Origin of the sequence: Pleomorphomonas diazotrophica (assembly GCF_002844595.1) — a bacterium.
GTDB lineage: Bacteria > Pseudomonadota > Alphaproteobacteria > Rhizobiales > Pleomorphomonadaceae > Pleomorphomonas > Pleomorphomonas diazotrophica.
In genome coordinates, this window is record NZ_PJNW01000016.1 from 38,038 (window position 1) to 53,601 (window position 15,564).

Below are 15,564 nucleotides of genomic sequence, written 5' to 3' on the forward strand. Positions count from 1 at the left end.
CTCCCTTGCTTCTTGTTGTTGTGGGCTCATTTCCACTGCCGCGGATTGAGGGCGTCGTTCAGGCCGTCGCCGAGGAAGCTGAACGCGATGGTGACCACCGCCAGCACCGCCGCCGGCGCCGCAAGGACGTGCGGATAAAGCTGCCAGATGCGCAGGCCATCGCTGATCATGTTGCCCCAGCTCGGAATGGGCGGGCGCACGCCGACGCCAAGGAAGCTGAAGGAGGATTCCAGCACCATGGCCTCGCCCAGCGCTGCGCTGATGTAGACGATGATCGGACCGATCGCGTTGGGAATGACGTAGCGCCGGACGATCTTGGAGGTCGGCACACCGAGCGCCTCGGCCGCTACAACATAGTTCTTGTTGCGGATCGACAGGATCTGGCCACGGATGATGCGAGCCGCCTTCGGCCACTTGATCAGTGCGAGCGAGCCGAACACCAGCACAAAGTCGACCCAAATGGTGTTGCGGTAGAACTCGTTGCCGGTGGCGACGAACTGGGCGTCCATCCAGTTGACCAGCGGCGGCTTCAGCGACACGTTGATCACGATGACGAGCAGCAGCGACGGGATCGACATGGTGATGTCGATCAGCCAGACGATGAAGGCATCGACCTTGCCGCCGAAATATCCGCCGAGCGCGCCCAGGAACAGGCCGATCACCAGACTGAACGATACGGTCGAGAAGCCGACGATCACCGCGGTCCGCGACCCATAGATGACGCGGCTCAGGATATCGCGCCCGAGGTCGTCGGTGCCGAACCAGTGCTCCCAGGAGGGCGGCTTGTTGCGCGCCAGGAGATCCTGGCTGAGGAAGTCATAGGGCGTCAGATACGGGCCGAAAATGGCCACGAAGAACAGGAAGACCACAAGCACCATGCCGACGACGGCCAGGCGGTTGGCAACCAGACGGATGAAGGCGTCCTTGGCCAAGCTGAACTGCTTTTCTTCCTGCGGCAAAAGGAGAGCTTGGTCAGTCATCATTCATCCTCCGTCTTCTTCGCGGCGGCGCGGGGATCGAGCAAGGGATAGGAAATGTCCACGAGAAGGTTCGAGGCCATGACTACGACTGAAAAGATCAGAACGATGGCAAGTATGACCGGGTAGTCCGAAGACTTGATGGCCGTCTCGGTCATGCGCCCAAGACCTGGGAGACCGAACACCTTCTCGATAAGGATCGAATTGTTCAGCGTGGCGATCACCAGAAGACCGATTTGACTGACGACCGGCGTCAGCACCGGCCGCATGATGTGGCGCATGACCACCTGATAGTTTGGAATGCCTTTGGCCCTGGCGGTGCGCACATAGTCTTCGCTCAGAACCTCCAGCACACCGGCGCGCGCCTGGCGGATGATCAGCGCCATGGGGTTGAGGCCGATGACGAGAAGCGGCACGATGACCTTGGGGCTGAACAGGCCGCCCCAGCCGTAAGGGACGTCAAAGTCGAGAACCAAAACGAGAAAGACGGTGATCAGCGGACCGGCGACGAACACGGGAATGCCCCAGATGACCAAGGCAAAACCCACGATGAGATTGTCGAGCCACTTGTTCTGGTTGAGGGCCGCGATCACGCCCAGAAGGATTCCGAGCAGCGACACGAGGACGATCGCCGTGAGGCCGATCTTGAGCGTCACCGGCACTGCCGCGGAAATCATCGCGTTGACCGACCGGCCCGACACCAGCGAATTGCCGAAATTTCCCTGGGCTACATTCAGAATGTAGTCCCAGAACTGCAAGAGGAACGGCCGGTTGAGGCCGGCCGCCTCGCGAATTGCGTCAACACGTGCCGGATCGTAGGCAACATCGCCCGGCGCCTGCAGGAAGATCAGCTTGATGGGGTCGCCTGCACCAAAGAACACCAGTGCATAGACGAGCAGGAGAAGGATGAAAACAGATGGTATCCACCTGACAAGTCTATTGATTATATAGCGCCCCATGGCGTGTTCCTCCGGCAAGTTCTGGAGCGTTCGGCTGAACGAAGAGCCGTGCTGTCAGACAAACGCTCCAGCTTCTTTTTCTTGAGCGACCGCCTTCCGGTCGGGTTGAGCTACCCTAGTCGGCGGACGCTTTGGGCATAGGGGAGCGGGCGAAGAAATCGCCTCTCAGCCCACCCCCTTTTGGTATTGGTCGTTACGGGCGCTTCTCTTCGTCGATGCTGACGTTCCAGGGCTCGATGACCTGCCAGTCGTCGTTCTTGTCGAAGCTCTGCACCCAGGGCATCGCCCACTTCGACATGACGTCGTAGTAGTAGGGGATATACATCCAGTCCTCGCGGAACAGACGCTGCGCCTTCTGGGCGTTGCCGATACGGTCCGGGTCGTCGACGCCCTTGACGGAAGCCTCGTCCAGAAGCTTGTCGACCTCGGGGTTCTTGTATCCGCCCATCTTGTTCAGGGCGTTGCCGGAGCCGGAGTGAATCGAGCCCATCAGGTAGGAGACGGCGTCCGGCACGCGTGTACCGACGTCATCGCGGAAGACCTGAACACTCTTCTGGTCCGGGCCGGCATAGGTTTCGATGGCCGGCTTCATCTCGGTGCCCTGGATCCCCAGAACCTTGCGCCACTGCTCGGCGATATACTGGGCGGCAGCCTCGTGGGTCGGCGTCGAGATGCCGACGAACATGATCTTGGGCAGCCGATCGGAGCCCTTGTACTTGGACGCGGCGAGCGCCGCCTTGGCCGCTTCCGGATCGTACGTGTACTTGGGATAGTCCGGATCGACGCCGGGCACCTTGTTGAGGATTTGATCGGCGACCGTGAACGGGCCGTCCGGGAAGGCGGCGAGCGCCAGTTCCTGCGGGTTGACCGACATCGTCAGGGCCTTGCGGACGTTGATGTCGTCCATCGGCGGCTTGGAGGCGTCGAACCAGAACTGCTGGCCCTTGGCGAGCGCCGGGCCTCCGAGGAAGTCGGCACCGAGATCCTGGATGACCGTCGGCGTAATCAGCTCGGTGGCAGCGTCCATGTCGCCGCGCTGCAGCATCAACGTGGCGGTGATCGGGTCGGACACCGTGGTGATGACAACCTTCTCGAGCTTGGGTTTCGGCCCGAAGAAGTGGGGGTTCGGCACCAGCGTGACGATGCCCTGGTCAAGGTCCATGCTCTCGGGCATGAACGGACCGGACACGACGACACCGTTCTCGGGCCGCCACCAGTCGGCCTTCTGTGCGCCGCTCTCGTCCACTGCCTGCGAAATCTTCACCGGCGGGATCAGCGCGGTGGCAATCTTCTGATCGAAGATCGGATCGGCCGTCGCCAGGGTGACGGTGACGGTCTGATCATCCTTGACGACGAGACCTGCCATGTCCTTGGCCTTGCCGACGACCACGTCGTTGAAGCCTTCGACGTCGCCGAGGAACAGGTTGACACGAGCGTGCTTGGTGGCCGGACGGGCACAGAGATTCCAGGTGCCGACGATGTCCTGCGCCGTGATCTTCGAGCCATCCGAGAAGACGGCCTTGGGGTCAATCGTCAGTGTCCAGGTCTTGAAACCTTCGTCATGGGTGGCGCTGGCCAGAACGTAAGGCGTCAGCTTGCCATCCTTGTCGAAATACATCGGCGCCGCCCACCAGAGCGACTGCCAGCGAGCAACATGCCCACCACCCTGCAACGGCGACCAGCTCTGCTCGAGGACGGGATGAGCGATGTTCAGCACCTGATCGGCCCACGCGGGCAAACCTGCGGTCGACAACGCCGTCGCCGCAAGACCGATCATGAGATATTTCCGGAAGCCCTTCATCATGGATGTCTCCTCTCCACTTGTCATCATCCGTTCCTCAGCGCTCCTCCAGCGCCTTGGGACTATTAATCGCAAACGGCGTGCCAGACAGGTTAAAATACTGAATTTCTTAATCTTTCCCTTGGAGACACGTTAAAACACGGCATTAGGCGATGAAAAATGCCGGCGCGTCCGATGCAATACGCAACAGCGACATCTTGCCTTTCCTTTCAACCGCTCCCATCCTCGACGGTGGGAGGACAATCGATGGCCATCGCATTCATTGCGCCGCACGAGCGCATAAGCATCGCTGCCCAGAGCATCGTCGAAGCGACGGGTTATCCTGCCAAGGTCTATCTCGGTGACCTGCAGCAGGGCGTCAGGGCGGCCCGGCAGGCCCTGGCCGAGGGCGCCAAGATCATCATCAGTCGTGGCGGGACGGCGCGGCTGATCCGCGAGGAACTCGGCGTCGAGGTCATCGAGGTCGAAGCCTCGGTGCAGCGCACCCTCGCCTATGTCTACAAGGAAACCACGGAAGAAACGAAGATCGCCGTTGCCGGCTTCGAGCCGCTGATCAATCTGGTGGCGCCGGTGTGCGATGTCCTCGGCCGCACCTACCGCTCCTTCGAGCTGAAGGAAAAACCCTCCTTCCAGTCGCAGATGGAACAGATTGCCAAGTGGAACCCGGATGTCGTGATCGGCGACGCCATCGCCTATCACTGGGCTCAGGCAAGGGGCTTTTCCGCCTATCTGATCGAGTCCAGCCTCGAAACCCTGCTCGACGCCTTCGAGCGCGCCATGCTGGTCTACAACAATCTCTGTCGTTACATCCTGGCCGAGGAAAAGCTGGCGACGGTGCTCAACTGCTCGCGCGAAGGCGCCATGCTGGTGAACCGGGAGGGCGTCATCGAGGAGATCAATCGGCAGGGCTGCGACATTCTCTCGCAGTCGAGAGACGAGCTGATCGGCTCCACCCTGCCCGAGTATTTCGATAGCGCCGAGCTCATCAAGGCGTTCGGCAAGCACCAGACGGCCCGCAACATGCTGGTCAACTATCGCGAGGAGAAGCTGGCGCTCGACCACATCACGGTCTCGGCCGGCGACAACGTCAACGGCGCGTCGGTCATCCTGTTCCAGCCCGTCCAGAAGATCCAGGACACCGGCAACGCCATTCGCCGGAAGCTCGCCGACAGTGGCTTCTATGCCAAGTACACATTCGACGACATCGTCTTTGCCAGCGAGAAGATGCGCCAGTTGGTCGCCGTGGCGAAGCAATACAGCCAGACCGACAGCAACATCATGATCGTCGGCGAAACCGGCACCGGCAAGGAGCTGTTCGCCCAGTCCATTCACAACGCCGGACCGCTCGCCAAGGGGCCCTTCGTCGCGGTGAACTGCGCGGCACTGCCCGGCGAACTGCTGGAAAGCGAATTGTTCGGCTATGCGCCGGGCGCCTTCACCGGTGCGTCCCGCTCGGGCAAGATCGGCCTGTTCGAGCTGGCCCACGAGGGAACGCTGTTTCTCGATGAGCTGACCGAGATGGACTTCTTCCTGCAGTCCAAGTTGCTCCGGGCGCTGCAAACCCAGGAGATCATGCGCATCGGCGGCAACAGAATCATCCCGATCAAGGTCCGCATCATCGCCACGACCAATAGGAAGCCGCTCGAAGAAATCCGCGAGGGGCGCCTGCGCGCCGATCTCTTCTATCGCATCAATACGCTGGACCTGAAGATCCCGCCGCTCCGCGAACGCGAGAGCGATCCCGAAAGGCTGTTCGAGCTGTTTCTCGCCAAGAAGTGCCAGCGGCGCGGCATTGCCGTTCCCACCGTCCCGGAACAGATCACCTCGCTGCTTCGCCATTACGCGTGGCCGGGGAACGTCAGAGAGCTCGAAAACTTCGCAGAGAAATACGCGACGCTGCACAGGCTCACGCCCTTCGATGTATCGCTGATCAGCGAGTTCACCGATACTGACACGGCGGAGACCGGCGGCGAGGCCGAGGACGGAGCGACGCTCGACGACTTCATCGCCACTAAGGTCAACAAGGTCTTTCGCGCCGAAAACGGCAACGTGACACGGACCGCCCAGCGGCTTGGCATCGACCGCAACACCGTCAAGCGCTGGCTGGAAAAGGCGGTGAGCTAACGGAAACGGGGACCGGCGCGCCAATCCGCCCGCCGCTCACCAGGAATCTGGCTGTGGCGGGGGACTGGACGAGATCTGATCAGCCTATCGTCAGGCCACGGCCTCGGCGAAGGTCTTCGAGACGAGCGCCACCTTGTCGTTGACCTCGTCGCTGACGATGGCCGGGCCACGGCTCTTGCCGACCTCCGGCATGGCGAGATAGAGGGCGCGCTTGACCATGGTCGGCGGGAAGCCATGGGCGTAGAGAGCCTTGCGCAGGTCGCCATAGTGGGCCTGGGCGGCATCCGCGGCGGCTGCATCGCCGGCGACATGGGCGTTCCAGATGGCGTTCAGCGTCAGCGGGGCGATGTTGCCGAGACCGGAAATGCAGCCGGATGCGCCATTTCTGAGACCATGCAGGATCAAATGGTCCGGGCCGACCAGCACGTCGAAATTCTTGCGTGACCTGGCAATGGCAAGGAAGCCGTCGAGACTTTCCTCCGAGCCGGCACTGTCCTTGATCCCCACGATATTCGGATGATCAGCCAGCCGCGCGGCCGTTTCCGGCTCGATCTTGTTCCCAGTGCGAGCAGGTATGTTGTAGAGATACACCGGCACCGACAGCGCATCGGCAACCCGCGTGTAGTGGGTGATGAGCTCATCCTGCGAGCAGGCGATGAACGAGGGCGCTACCACCGAAACGGCTGCGACACCGAGTTTTTCCACCGCCTTGCCGAGCACGATGGTCTGATGGGTCGAGATCTCGCCGACGTGGGCGAGCACCGGCACGCGACCGGCGGCGGCCTCGACCGAGGTCTTTGCCACCAGAACCTTCTCCTCGAAGGAGAGCGTGTAGAACTCGCCGTTGGTGCCGGCGCAGAACACACCGTTGCCGGCGGCCGCCTGCCGCTCGATCTGGCGGGTGAGAGCGGTGACGTTGACCTCCTCGCGGTCGTCAAACGGCGTGACAATGGCGACGAAGGGGCCCTTGGGGTTGCTCATGAGGCTTTCCACTTCCGTTGAACGCGTCAGAAGGCGGCGCGATAGATCGCGAGGATGTCGGCTTCGCCGAGATCGCGCGGGTTGTTGTCGAGAAGGCGCCGGATGGCATGCGCTTCCCTCGCCATGTCGGACAGCGCGCTTTCCGGCACACCAAGGGCAGACATGCGCATCTCGCAGCCGAGCTGCACGCACCAATCCCGAGCGGCGGCGAAAACCCTTGCCGGCTCGGAGGAAACGGGCAGACCGAGGGCCTCCAGTATCGCCGCCGTCCTCTGGGATGTCGCAGGTGCATTGAAGGCAAGCACATGCGGAAAGATCAGCGCGTTGGCCGCACCATGGGCCACATGGTAGCGCGCACCGAGCGGATAGGACACGGCATGGCCACCGGCCGTATTGACCGGTCCCAGACAATAGCCGCCATAGAGGGACGCCAGCGCCATGCCGGCGCGGGCCTCTGGATCGTCGAGATCTTGGGCGGCCTTGGCCAGCCAGCGGCCGGCAAGACGAATGCCCTCGAGCGCATAGATGTCGATGAGCGGATGCGCCTTCTTGTTGGTGAAAGCCTCGACACAGTGTGCGAGCGCGTCGACGCCCGTTGCCACCGTGATCGACCGAGGCATTCCCAGCGCCAGATCGGGGTCGACAACGGCCAGATCGGCCAGCATGTGCCGGCTCTGCACCGCACATTTGGCCGCCTTGGCAAGGTCGGTGACCAGCGCCCGCGTCCCCACTTCGCTGCCCGTACCGGCCGTCGTCGGTACCTGAACGATCGGCAGCTTCTTGCCTGCGACCTTTTCAGGACCGATCACTTCCGAGAAGCTCTGATCGCTCCCCGAGAGAACGCCAACCAGCTTGGCAAGATCCATCGAGCTGCCGCCGCCGAAGCCAACCACGGCATCGGCCTTCGCCGCTTCCGCCGCCGCGATGACGCGAGCGAGATCGTCGGTCGTCGGCTCGCCAGCCAGCTCCCCCCAGACGATCGGATCGCCCGGCAGACCAAGGCTTCCGACGCGGGCGGCATTGAAGGTGTCGGTGACCACCATCGGGCGGCGGCTGCCGCACTGTTCCAGCCATCGGCCGGCCTCGGCCGCCGTTCCCCGGCCGAAAACCAACCGGGGCGGCTGCATCATGTCGATGGGAGTCGTCAGCGGGTTCAACGGGGTGATCACGATTTGACGCTCCCCTCAAGTCCGGTGATGCGCGTCGCAGCCAGACGTACGGCGTAGTCGATCGCCTCCAGAAGGCTCAGCTCGTTGGCGATGCCCTTGCCGGCAATGTCGAAGGCCGTGCCATGATCGACCGAGGTGCGGATGATAGGCAGCCCCAGCGTGATGTTGACGCCGGACAGGGAGTCCCACTTGCCGGTCTTCGGATCGACGTTGAAGCCGAGCAGCTTGACCGGGATATGGCCCTGGTCGTGATACATGGCGATCACCGCGTCGAACTGGCCGGCATGCAGCTTGACGAACACCGTATCGCCGGGCACCGGTCCAACGACGTCGAGCCCTTCGGCAACGCACTGAGCAATCACCGGCATGCTCACATCGATGTCCTGCCGGCCGAAAAGCCCACCCTCGCCGGCATGCGGATTGAGAGCGGCGACGGCTATGCGGCGGCGCGGAAGGCCTAGGCCGGTCAGGGTCTCGGCCGTGAGGTCGATGACATAACGCAGCCGCTCCGGCGTCAGCTTCTTAGGTACGTCCTCAAGCGCAATGTGCGTGGTGACGTGGCTCACGCGCATATTGCCGTGGGCCAGCATCATCACCGATCCCTTGGCGCCGGTCAGATGGGCCAGCAGGTCGGTATGTCCGGCGAAGTGGAAGCCGGCCTTGTTCAGCGCTTCCTTGTTGAGCGGCGCGGTGACGATGCCGTGGATGCGGCCGGCCTTGGCCAATTCGACGGCCTGCTCCACCGCGTGATAGGCGAAGCGGCCGCCATCGGTCGATAGCACGCCGGGCAGGATGGGCTCCCCTTCGGGGCAGGCCTGAAGTGAGGCAAGCCCCGGCCACTGCCCCATCGCCTGCACGGACGGGATTTCAATTTCGGGCGCGAAGGTACGGCAGGCCCGGTTGAGCGCATCGTTCGAACCGATGACCAGGAGACGCAGCTCATCCGAATCAAGGCGCGGCTTCAGCGCTTTGCAAGCCTTGGCGATGATCTCGGGGCCGACGCCGGCCGGGTCGCCCATGGTGATGGCTAGATGTGGGATCAACGGGTGGCTCCTCTCGTGTCCGGAAAGCGGACGCTGCCGGTAAACGTCGGAAAGAGAAGGGACGAACTGTCTCGGTTGACGCGCCGCGACGCTTTGCAGCCATCACCGCCCCTCACGCGACGTATCGACTGGCACGCCACGGGCCTCTCTCCCAACCCCAGAAGGCGCGCCATTTGGCCACTTGTCAATATGTTGTCACATGATTTGTATTTAAGCGTAGACAGAAGGGCATCACGCCCTCATTCACCAACTTATCTATACCAACGATATCAATGCAGTACCCGAACAGCGCCAAATCCACGCTCTGATCTGAATCCAGAGAGACGACGGACACGCTTTGCCACGTTCGTTTCTGACTATCCAAAATATGGGTTTATCCGTTCATATTCAATTATTTACCAGATTCATCAAACACAGCCTCAGCACGCCGCTATCGCAAGTTAACAACTTTCATGATGAACTTACAACTTAATGACATATTCTGAACGGTGATGAAGACGATCAAGGGACCGGCGATCTTTCTCGCCCAGTTCGCTGACCACGCGGCACTGTTCGCCAGTCTCGTCGATCTTGCCGCTGGGTGACCGCCCTCGGCTACAAGGTTTCCGGTCGCTCGGCGACGGTCAGGTCGACTTCTCGTCCATGTTCTCCAAGCTCGCTCAATACGGCTTCGACGGCTGGGTGGTGCTGGAATGGGTATGCTGCCTGAAGCACCACGAACAGGGCGCGGCCGAGGGCGCCCAGTTCATTGCGGATCACATCATCCGTGTGACACAAAAGGTGTTCGACGACTTCGCCGGAACGGGGACCGATCTTGCGGCCAACAAGGCGATCCTTGGCCTCACATGAAGGAGTTGCCATGACAATCGAAGCATCTAGCACCACCACAGTGAGCCGGCGTTTGCGGCTTGGCATGGTCGGCGGCGGGCGCGGCGCCTTCATCGGTGCCGTCCACCGCATCGCCGCTCGGCTCGACGACCGCTACGAGCTGGTCGCGGGGGCGCTATCATCCGATCCCGAACGGGCGCGGGCCAGCGCGGCCGATCTCCACATTGCGCCGGACCGGGCCTACTCCGATTTCAAGGCGATGGCGAAAGCCGAAGCGGCGCGCCCCGATGGTATCGACGTCGTGGCGATCGTTACGCCCAACCACATGCACGCCCCCATTGCCACCGCCTTTCTCAACGCCGGAATCCACGTCATCTGCGACAAGCCGATGACGCGCACTGTTGCCGAAGCGGAAGCGTTGGCGACGCTGGTCGCGGATACCGGGCTGATTTTCGTGCTTACCCACAACTACAGCGGCTATCCGATGATACGGCAGGCCCGGTCCATGGTCGCAGCCGGCGAACTCGGACCGATCCGGCTGGTTCAGGTCGAATATCCGCAGGACTGGCTGACCGTCGCCGCCGAGACCATGGGCTCCAAGCAGGCGGAATGGCGGACCGACCCGGCGCGCTCTGGCTTGGCCGGAAGCGTTGGCGATATTGGCAGCCATGCCATGCAGCTCGCCGAGTATGTATCCGGGCTCCAATGCGAAGCGCTGATGGCTGACCTCACCACGTTCGTGCCGGGCCGGCGTCTCGACGACAACGCCGGCATGCTGCTGCGCTTTGCCGGCGGCGCGCGCGGCATGCTCTGGTGCAGCCAGGTGGCGCCGGGAAATGCCAACGCCTTACGCCTCAGGATCTACGGTGAGCGCGCAGGCCTCGAATGGGCCCAGGAGACTCCCAACGAACTCGCTCTCTCGCCGTTCGGCGAACCGACGCGGACAATCACCCGTTCAGGACCGGGCGCCAACGCCGTTGCTGCCCACGCGAGCCGCATTCCCGGCGGACACCCGGAGGGCTATCTCGAAGCCTTCGCGCAGATCTACGCTGACGCCGCCGAGCTTATCCTGGCCCGCCTGGAGAGACGTAGTCCCGATCCGGCCGCGCTGGTGGTACCGACAGTCGGCGATGGCGTACGGGGCGTTCGCTTCATCAACGCAGCGGTCGCATCAAGCCAAGCCAACGCCGCCTGGACGAGGATCGCCGACGTCTGAGCTGTTTGTACCTGCGTGCCCGTGAGCTGGCACCGGGCATATAAAAAACCCGTTAAGTCTCTGACTTAACGGGTCTATTTTGGTTGCGGGGGCAGGATTTGAACCTGCGGCCTTCAGGTTATGAGCCTGACGAGCTACCGGGCTGCTCCACCCCGCGTCAAGCGCCGTGTTTGCGGCGACGGGCGGTATATAGCGACTTGCCGGCGAAAGGGAAACCCCCGTCAGGCATTTTTTCGACTAAATAGACGGGGCTGTTCAAAAAACTCGGATCGATCGGGAGAAAATCCCGGAATTCCGGGATTTTTGTAAGCCGCGCCCCTAGACTTTCTGGTGCGGAAGGCAATCCGGTAGCCTTTTTCCAGCCACCGCCGCAATCGACACTACCGACCTAGCAGTGGCGCCTCAGTCGGTGGCGACGACCTTGTCCTCGCCTGTTTCCTCTCCCATTGGCGCCTTGAACTCGGGGCAGCCGGCGGCCAGCACACCTCGCAGGGCCGACGCGATCTCGTCAGCGAGCGAGCCGAGGCCGGCGATCCGCCCGGCCTCGCCATGCATCCAGGCGGCAAGCGCCGTCGCCTCGAAGGCGGGACGGCCGGCCGCCAGCAAGCCGCCGATGATGCCGGCTAGCACATCGCCTGATCCCGCCGTAGCGAGCGCCGCCGTGCCGTTCTCATTGATGACGGCGCGGCCGTCGGGGTGGGCGATCACCGTATCCGGCCCCTTGAGCAGGACGATGGCGCCCGATCGAGCCGCCGCCGCGCGGGTGCGATCAAGCTTGGAGCCCCCAATATCTGGAAAGAGGCGCTGAAACTCGCCCTCGTGCGGAGTGAATACCAAGCCGGCTTGTCGGCGCTTTATGAGCGCGAAGGCTTCCTCAGGTCGGCGCGAGGCCTGGGTGATGGCATCCGCATCGAGCACCAGAGCCATGTCGCCCTCAAGCGCCGCGCGGATGGCCTGCCAAACATCGTCGCCGAGCCCCAGCCCCGGACCGAGCACCGCCGCCCGAAGGCGCGGTTCGCCAAGAAGCGTCGCCAGTTCTGCCATGTCGGCGGCCGGCTTGACGACAAGAGCGGCGCGCCAGGCGGCAACGGTGGCGACTGCGTCGGGCGGTGTCGCCACGGTGACGATGCCGGCGCCGGCCCGAAGCGTCGCCTCCGCAGCAAGGCGGGCCGCTCCACAGGAGGCAAGCGGTCCCGACGCCACCAGCGCCGCTCCCCGGCTGTATTTGTGGCTGTCGACGGCGGCCTCCGGCCAGCAGTCGGCCCAAAGCGCCGGCCCATTGGCGGCCGTCATCGGCGCGATCTCAGTCAGTACGTCTGGAGCGATGCCGATCTGAGCAAGACGCATCCGGCCGCAATGCGTGCGTCCGGGAAGAAGGAGGTGGCCGGGCTTGCGACGGAAGAAGGTAACCGTTTCGTCGGCGACGATCGCCGTTCCCCGAACCTCACCGGTGCGACCATCGATCCCCGACGGCAGATCAACGGCGTAGACCAGTACGCCCCTTCGGCGGGCGGCGTTGACCGCCGCGATCAGCTCGGCATCGCGGCCGGTAACGTCGCGGCTGAGGCCGGCGCCATAGAGCGCATCGACGATGACCATCGCGCCATCGAACAGATCGGGCGTTGCCGGCAGCGTCTCGCCGCGCCAGGCCCGCTCGGCACCAGCGGCGTCGCCCTTGAGATCGCGGACGGTCATACCCTCGGGCAGCGCGAGCGCCACGCGCACAATGAAGCCTCGCTGCTTGAGCACGCGGGCGATGACGAAGCCGTCGCCGCCGTTGTTGCCTGCGCCGCAGAGCACGACGGCACGGGTTCCCTGACTGAAGCGCGCGCAAATGACGTCGGCGACAGCGTAGCCGGCGTTTTCCATCAAACGTTCACCGGGAATGCCGCCTGCGATGGTCAGCGCGTCGGCGCGCACCATCTCGGCCGGTGTCAACAACAGTTCGCCGCGCATTCATGCCCCTCCGTCGTCCTTCGGGGTCCAGCCCTGGTTGAAATGGCGGACCGCATAGGCTCTACACCCTTGCAGTGAAAGCGACAAATCCGGTGACGATATGGTTGCTGCCGGAGATCCGGACCGACTAAACAGCCTCTTAACGGAGCGGTGTTTTGCCCAATCAGCATCCATTTGCCCAAGATTTAGGCCGCTTCCTTGGGCATTCTTCATCATCTTTCGCGCCAGTGAGCGGTCGGTCGCCTCATTTTTCGCCAGGAACCGGATACCCCGGGAACTGGCACGTCGAATGCTAGAGTGGCTGCGTCTCGGTCGGCGCAGGGTGAAAAATCATCCCGCGCGGGCGCCAGGAGCAACGGAGACAAGGGGTCGATGAAAAAAATCGAGGCTATCATTAAGCCCTTCAAGCTGGACGAGGTGAAGGAAGCGCTGCAGGAAGTGGGGCTTCAGGGCATCACCGTCACCGAAGCCAAGGGTTTCGGGCGGCAGAAGGGTCATACCGAGCTCTATCGGGGCGCCGAATATGTCGTCGACTTCCTGCCGAAGGTGAAGATCGAGGTCGTCATGACCGATGACATGGTCGCCAAGGCCGTCGACGCCATCCGCAACGCGGCTCAGACCGGCCGCATCGGCGACGGCAAGATCTTCGTGTCGCCGGTGGAGGACGCCATCCGCATCCGTACCGGCGAATCCGGCAACGACGCGATCTGACCCCGCGCCCGGTTACGGGCGGCTGGAGATAGGCGGCACCGCCGCCAGCAAGGACAATCCAGGAAATTGGAGCGCCCCGACCGGCCAAACACCTGGCCAGGAAGCGCTCCGGCAAGACCAGAAAACCCGAAAGGAAGGGCAAATGACCACTGGTGCTGACGTTCTGAAAATGATCAAGGACAACGACGTCAAGTACGTTGACCTGCGCTTCACCGACCCGAAGGGCAAGTGGCAGCACGTGACGTTCGACATCGGCCTCGTCGACGAGGACATGTTCGAGAACGGCACCGCCTTCGACGGCTCGTCGATTGCCGGCTGGAAGGCGATCAACGAATCCGACATGACGCTGATCCTCGATCCGGAAACGGCCTTCATCGATCCGTTCTTCGCTCAGACCACCCTGGTCATCGTTTGCGACATCGTCGACCCGGTCTCCGGCCAGTCCTACAGCCGCGACCCGCGCTCGATCGCCAAGAAGGCCGAGGCCTACGTCGCCTCGCTCGGTATCGGCGACACCGTCTTCTTCGGCCCGGAAGCCGAATTCTTCGTGTTCGACGACGTCCGCTTCTCGTCGACGCCCTACAACACCGGCTTCAAGCTCGACATGGTCGAGCTGCCGACCAACGGCGACACCGAGTACGAGTCGGGCAACCTCGGCCACCGCGTCCGCACCAAGGGCGGCTATTTCCCGGTTCCGCCGATCGACAGCCTGCAGGACATGCGTTCCGAGATGCTGTCGGCCATGGCCGAAATGGGCGTCGTCGTCGAGAAGCATCACCACGAAGTGGCCTCTGCCCAGCACGAGCTCGGCATGAAGTTCTCGACGCTGACCCGCATGGCCGACCACCTGCAGATCTACAAGTACGCGATCCATCAGGTTGCCCATGCTTATGGCAAGACGGCCACGTTCATGCCGAAGCCGGTGTTCGGCGACAACGGTTCGGGCATGCACGTTCACCAGTCGATCTGGAAGGACGGCAAGCCGGTGTTCGCCGGCAACCAGTACAACGACCTCAGCGAGACCTGCCTCTACTACATCGGCGGCATCCTGAAGCACGCCAAGGCGATCAACGCCTTCTCCAACCCGTCGACCAACAGCTACAAGCGTCTGGTGCCGGGCTATGAGGCGCCGGTTCTGCTCGCCTACTCGGCTCGTAACCGTTCGGCGTCTTGCCGCATCCCCTACACGACGAACCCGAAGGCCAAGCGCGTCGAGACCCGCTTCCCGGATCCGGCCGCCAACCCCTACCTCTGCTTCGTCGCGCTGCTGATGGCCGGTCTCGATGGTATCAAGAACAAGATCCATCCGGGCGATGCCATGGACAAGAACCTCTACGACCTGCCGCCGGAAGAGCTGAAGTCCATCCCGACCGTCTGCGGCTCGCTGCGCGAAGCTCTGGCCTCGCTCGATGCCGACCGCGACTTCCTGAAGGCCGGTGGCGTCATGGATGACGACTTCATCGACAGCTGGATCGAGCTGAAGATGGAAGAGAACATGCGCTACGAGATGACGCCGCATCCGGTCGAGTTCGACATGTACTACTCGGTCTGAGGCACGTCCTTGGACAGGCCGGACGCCGCCAAGGCGTCCGGTTTTGATGAAGCCGCCCGCCGCAAGGCCGGGCGGCTTTTTCTTGTCGGCGCGGGGGATAGTCATTGCCCACCGCTTTCCGGCGGGAAGCCAAACGCCTATGGTTGTTCGGCTTTCCAGAGCATATCTGGCGAACCCGGGGTCGCCGTCATGCTCTAGCTCTTTGTTTCCGCGCAACTCCGGACGCAAAGCCGGTTCCCACTTTTGC

General features: G+C 62.8%; 11 protein-coding genes, 1 tRNA gene and 1 pseudogene. 5 read left to right on the top strand and 8 right to left on the bottom strand.

The window, feature by feature from the left end:
- Nucleotides 1-26: 26 nt before the first annotated feature.
- From CXZ10_RS17900 to CXZ10_RS17910, 3 genes are all read right to left on the bottom strand, one after another.
- Nucleotides 27-983 carry an ABC transporter permease gene (locus tag CXZ10_RS17900; protein ID WP_425298936.1) on the bottom strand — a complete coding sequence of 319 codons (957 nt, stop codon included), beginning with the start codon at nt 981-983 and terminating at the stop codon, nt 27-29.
- The gene (locus CXZ10_RS17905; RefSeq protein ID WP_101290738.1) at nt 980-1,936 is read right to left on the bottom strand and encodes an ABC transporter permease; all 957 of its coding nucleotides are present in this window, start codon (nt 1,934-1,936) and stop codon (nt 980-982) included. Before CXZ10_RS17905 ends, CXZ10_RS17900 begins: the two co-directional genes overlap by 4 nt.
- A gap of 193 nt (nt 1,937-2,129) precedes the next feature.
- On the bottom strand, nt 2,130-3,737 hold the full coding sequence (locus CXZ10_RS17910) for an ABC transporter substrate-binding protein (protein ID WP_101290956.1): 1,608 nt from the start codon (nt 3,735-3,737) through the stop codon (nt 2,130-2,132).
- 246 nt (nt 3,738-3,983) lie between these two features.
- On the opposite strand from CXZ10_RS17910, the gene CXZ10_RS17915 reads away from it, so the two are divergent.
- Nucleotides 3,984-5,861: a sigma 54-interacting transcriptional regulator gene (locus tag CXZ10_RS17915; protein WP_180336066.1), complete on the top strand. Its 1,878-nt coding sequence runs from the start codon at nt 3,984-3,986 to the stop codon at nt 5,859-5,861.
- A gap of 90 nt (nt 5,862-5,951) precedes the next feature.
- Here CXZ10_RS17915 and CXZ10_RS17920 read toward each other — a convergent pair whose 3' ends face one another.
- Genes CXZ10_RS17920 through pdxA form a run of 3 tightly spaced genes read right to left on the bottom strand, consistent with a single transcriptional unit; the run spans nt 5,952 to nt 9,054 of the window.
- Nucleotides 5,952-6,842 carry a dihydrodipicolinate synthase family protein gene (locus CXZ10_RS17920; protein WP_101290740.1) on the bottom strand — a complete coding sequence of 297 codons (891 nt, stop codon included), beginning with the start codon at nt 6,840-6,842 and terminating at the stop codon, nt 5,952-5,954.
- A gap of 26 nt (nt 6,843-6,868) precedes the next feature.
- Nucleotides 6,869-7,999 carry an iron-containing alcohol dehydrogenase gene (locus CXZ10_RS17925; protein ID WP_101290957.1) on the bottom strand — a complete coding sequence of 377 codons (1,131 nt, stop codon included), beginning with the start codon at nt 7,997-7,999 and terminating at the stop codon, nt 6,869-6,871.
- An 8-nt stretch (nt 8,000-8,007) separates the two neighbouring features.
- Nucleotides 8,008-9,054: a 4-hydroxythreonine-4-phosphate dehydrogenase PdxA gene (gene pdxA, locus CXZ10_RS17930; protein WP_101290741.1), complete on the bottom strand. Its 1,047-nt coding sequence runs from the start codon at nt 9,052-9,054 to the stop codon at nt 8,008-8,010.
- A gap of 603 nt (nt 9,055-9,657) precedes the next feature.
- Between pdxA and CXZ10_RS17935 the strand changes: the two are divergent.
- Both CXZ10_RS17935 and CXZ10_RS17940 read left to right on the top strand, forming a co-directional pair.
- A pseudogene (locus tag CXZ10_RS17935) lies at nt 9,658-9,903 on the top strand (sugar phosphate isomerase/epimerase family protein); the annotation flags it as partial.
- A gap of 10 nt (nt 9,904-9,913) precedes the next feature.
- The gene (locus CXZ10_RS17940) at nt 9,914-11,098 is read left to right on the top strand and encodes a Gfo/Idh/MocA family protein (RefSeq protein ID WP_101290742.1); all 1,185 of its coding nucleotides are present in this window, start codon (nt 9,914-9,916) and stop codon (nt 11,096-11,098) included.
- A gap of 80 nt (nt 11,099-11,178) precedes the next feature.
- Here the strand turns inward: CXZ10_RS17940 and CXZ10_RS17945 are convergent.
- Both CXZ10_RS17945 and CXZ10_RS17950 read right to left on the bottom strand, forming a co-directional pair.
- Nucleotides 11,179-11,255 (bottom strand) — tRNA-Met (locus CXZ10_RS17945).
- A gap of 245 nt (nt 11,256-11,500) precedes the next feature.
- Nucleotides 11,501-13,054 (bottom strand): NAD(P)H-hydrate dehydratase, encoded by a 1,554-nt coding sequence (locus tag CXZ10_RS17950; protein ID WP_244617200.1) that lies wholly within the window; start codon nt 13,052-13,054, stop codon nt 11,501-11,503.
- Between the two features lie 372 nt (nt 13,055-13,426).
- On the opposite strand from CXZ10_RS17950, the gene CXZ10_RS17955 reads away from it, so the two are divergent.
- On the top strand, nt 13,427-13,765 hold the full coding sequence (locus tag CXZ10_RS17955) for a P-II family nitrogen regulator (protein WP_026790983.1): 339 nt from the start codon (nt 13,427-13,429) through the stop codon (nt 13,763-13,765).
- A gap of 142 nt (nt 13,766-13,907) precedes the next feature.
- A complete protein-coding gene (gene glnA, locus CXZ10_RS17960) occupies nt 13,908-15,317 on the top strand; it encodes a type I glutamate--ammonia ligase (RefSeq protein WP_101290743.1) in 1,410 nt (469 codons plus the stop codon).
- Nucleotides 15,318-15,564 lie beyond the last annotated feature (247 nt).

Bases quoted from the DNA above. Each gene is read 5' to 3' on its own strand.
- CXZ10_RS17900 (WP_425298936.1), bottom strand. From the start codon at position 983: ATGATGACTGACCAAGCTCTCCTTTTGCCGCAGGAAGAAAAGCAGTTC.
- CXZ10_RS17905 (WP_101290738.1), bottom strand. From the start codon at position 1,936: ATGGGGCGCTATATAATCAATAGACTTGTCAGGTGGATACCATCTGTT.
- CXZ10_RS17910 (WP_101290956.1), bottom strand. From the start codon at position 3,737: ATGAAGGGCTTCCGGAAATATCTCATGATCGGTCTTGCGGCGACGGCG.
- CXZ10_RS17915 (WP_180336066.1), top strand. From the start codon at position 3,984: ATGGCCATCGCATTCATTGCGCCGCACGAGCGCATAAGCATCGCTGCC.
- CXZ10_RS17920 (WP_101290740.1), bottom strand. From the start codon at position 6,842: ATGAGCAACCCCAAGGGCCCCTTCGTCGCCATTGTCACGCCGTTTGAC.
- CXZ10_RS17940 (WP_101290742.1), top strand. From the start codon at position 9,914: ATGACAATCGAAGCATCTAGCACCACCACAGTGAGCCGGCGTTTGCGG.
- CXZ10_RS17950 (WP_244617200.1), bottom strand. From the start codon at position 13,054: ATGCGCGGCGAACTGTTGTTGACACCGGCCGAGATGGTGCGCGCCGAC.
- CXZ10_RS17955 (WP_026790983.1), top strand. From the start codon at position 13,427: ATGAAAAAAATCGAGGCTATCATTAAGCCCTTCAAGCTGGACGAGGTG.
- glnA (WP_101290743.1), top strand. From the start codon at position 13,908: ATGACCACTGGTGCTGACGTTCTGAAAATGATCAAGGACAACGACGTC.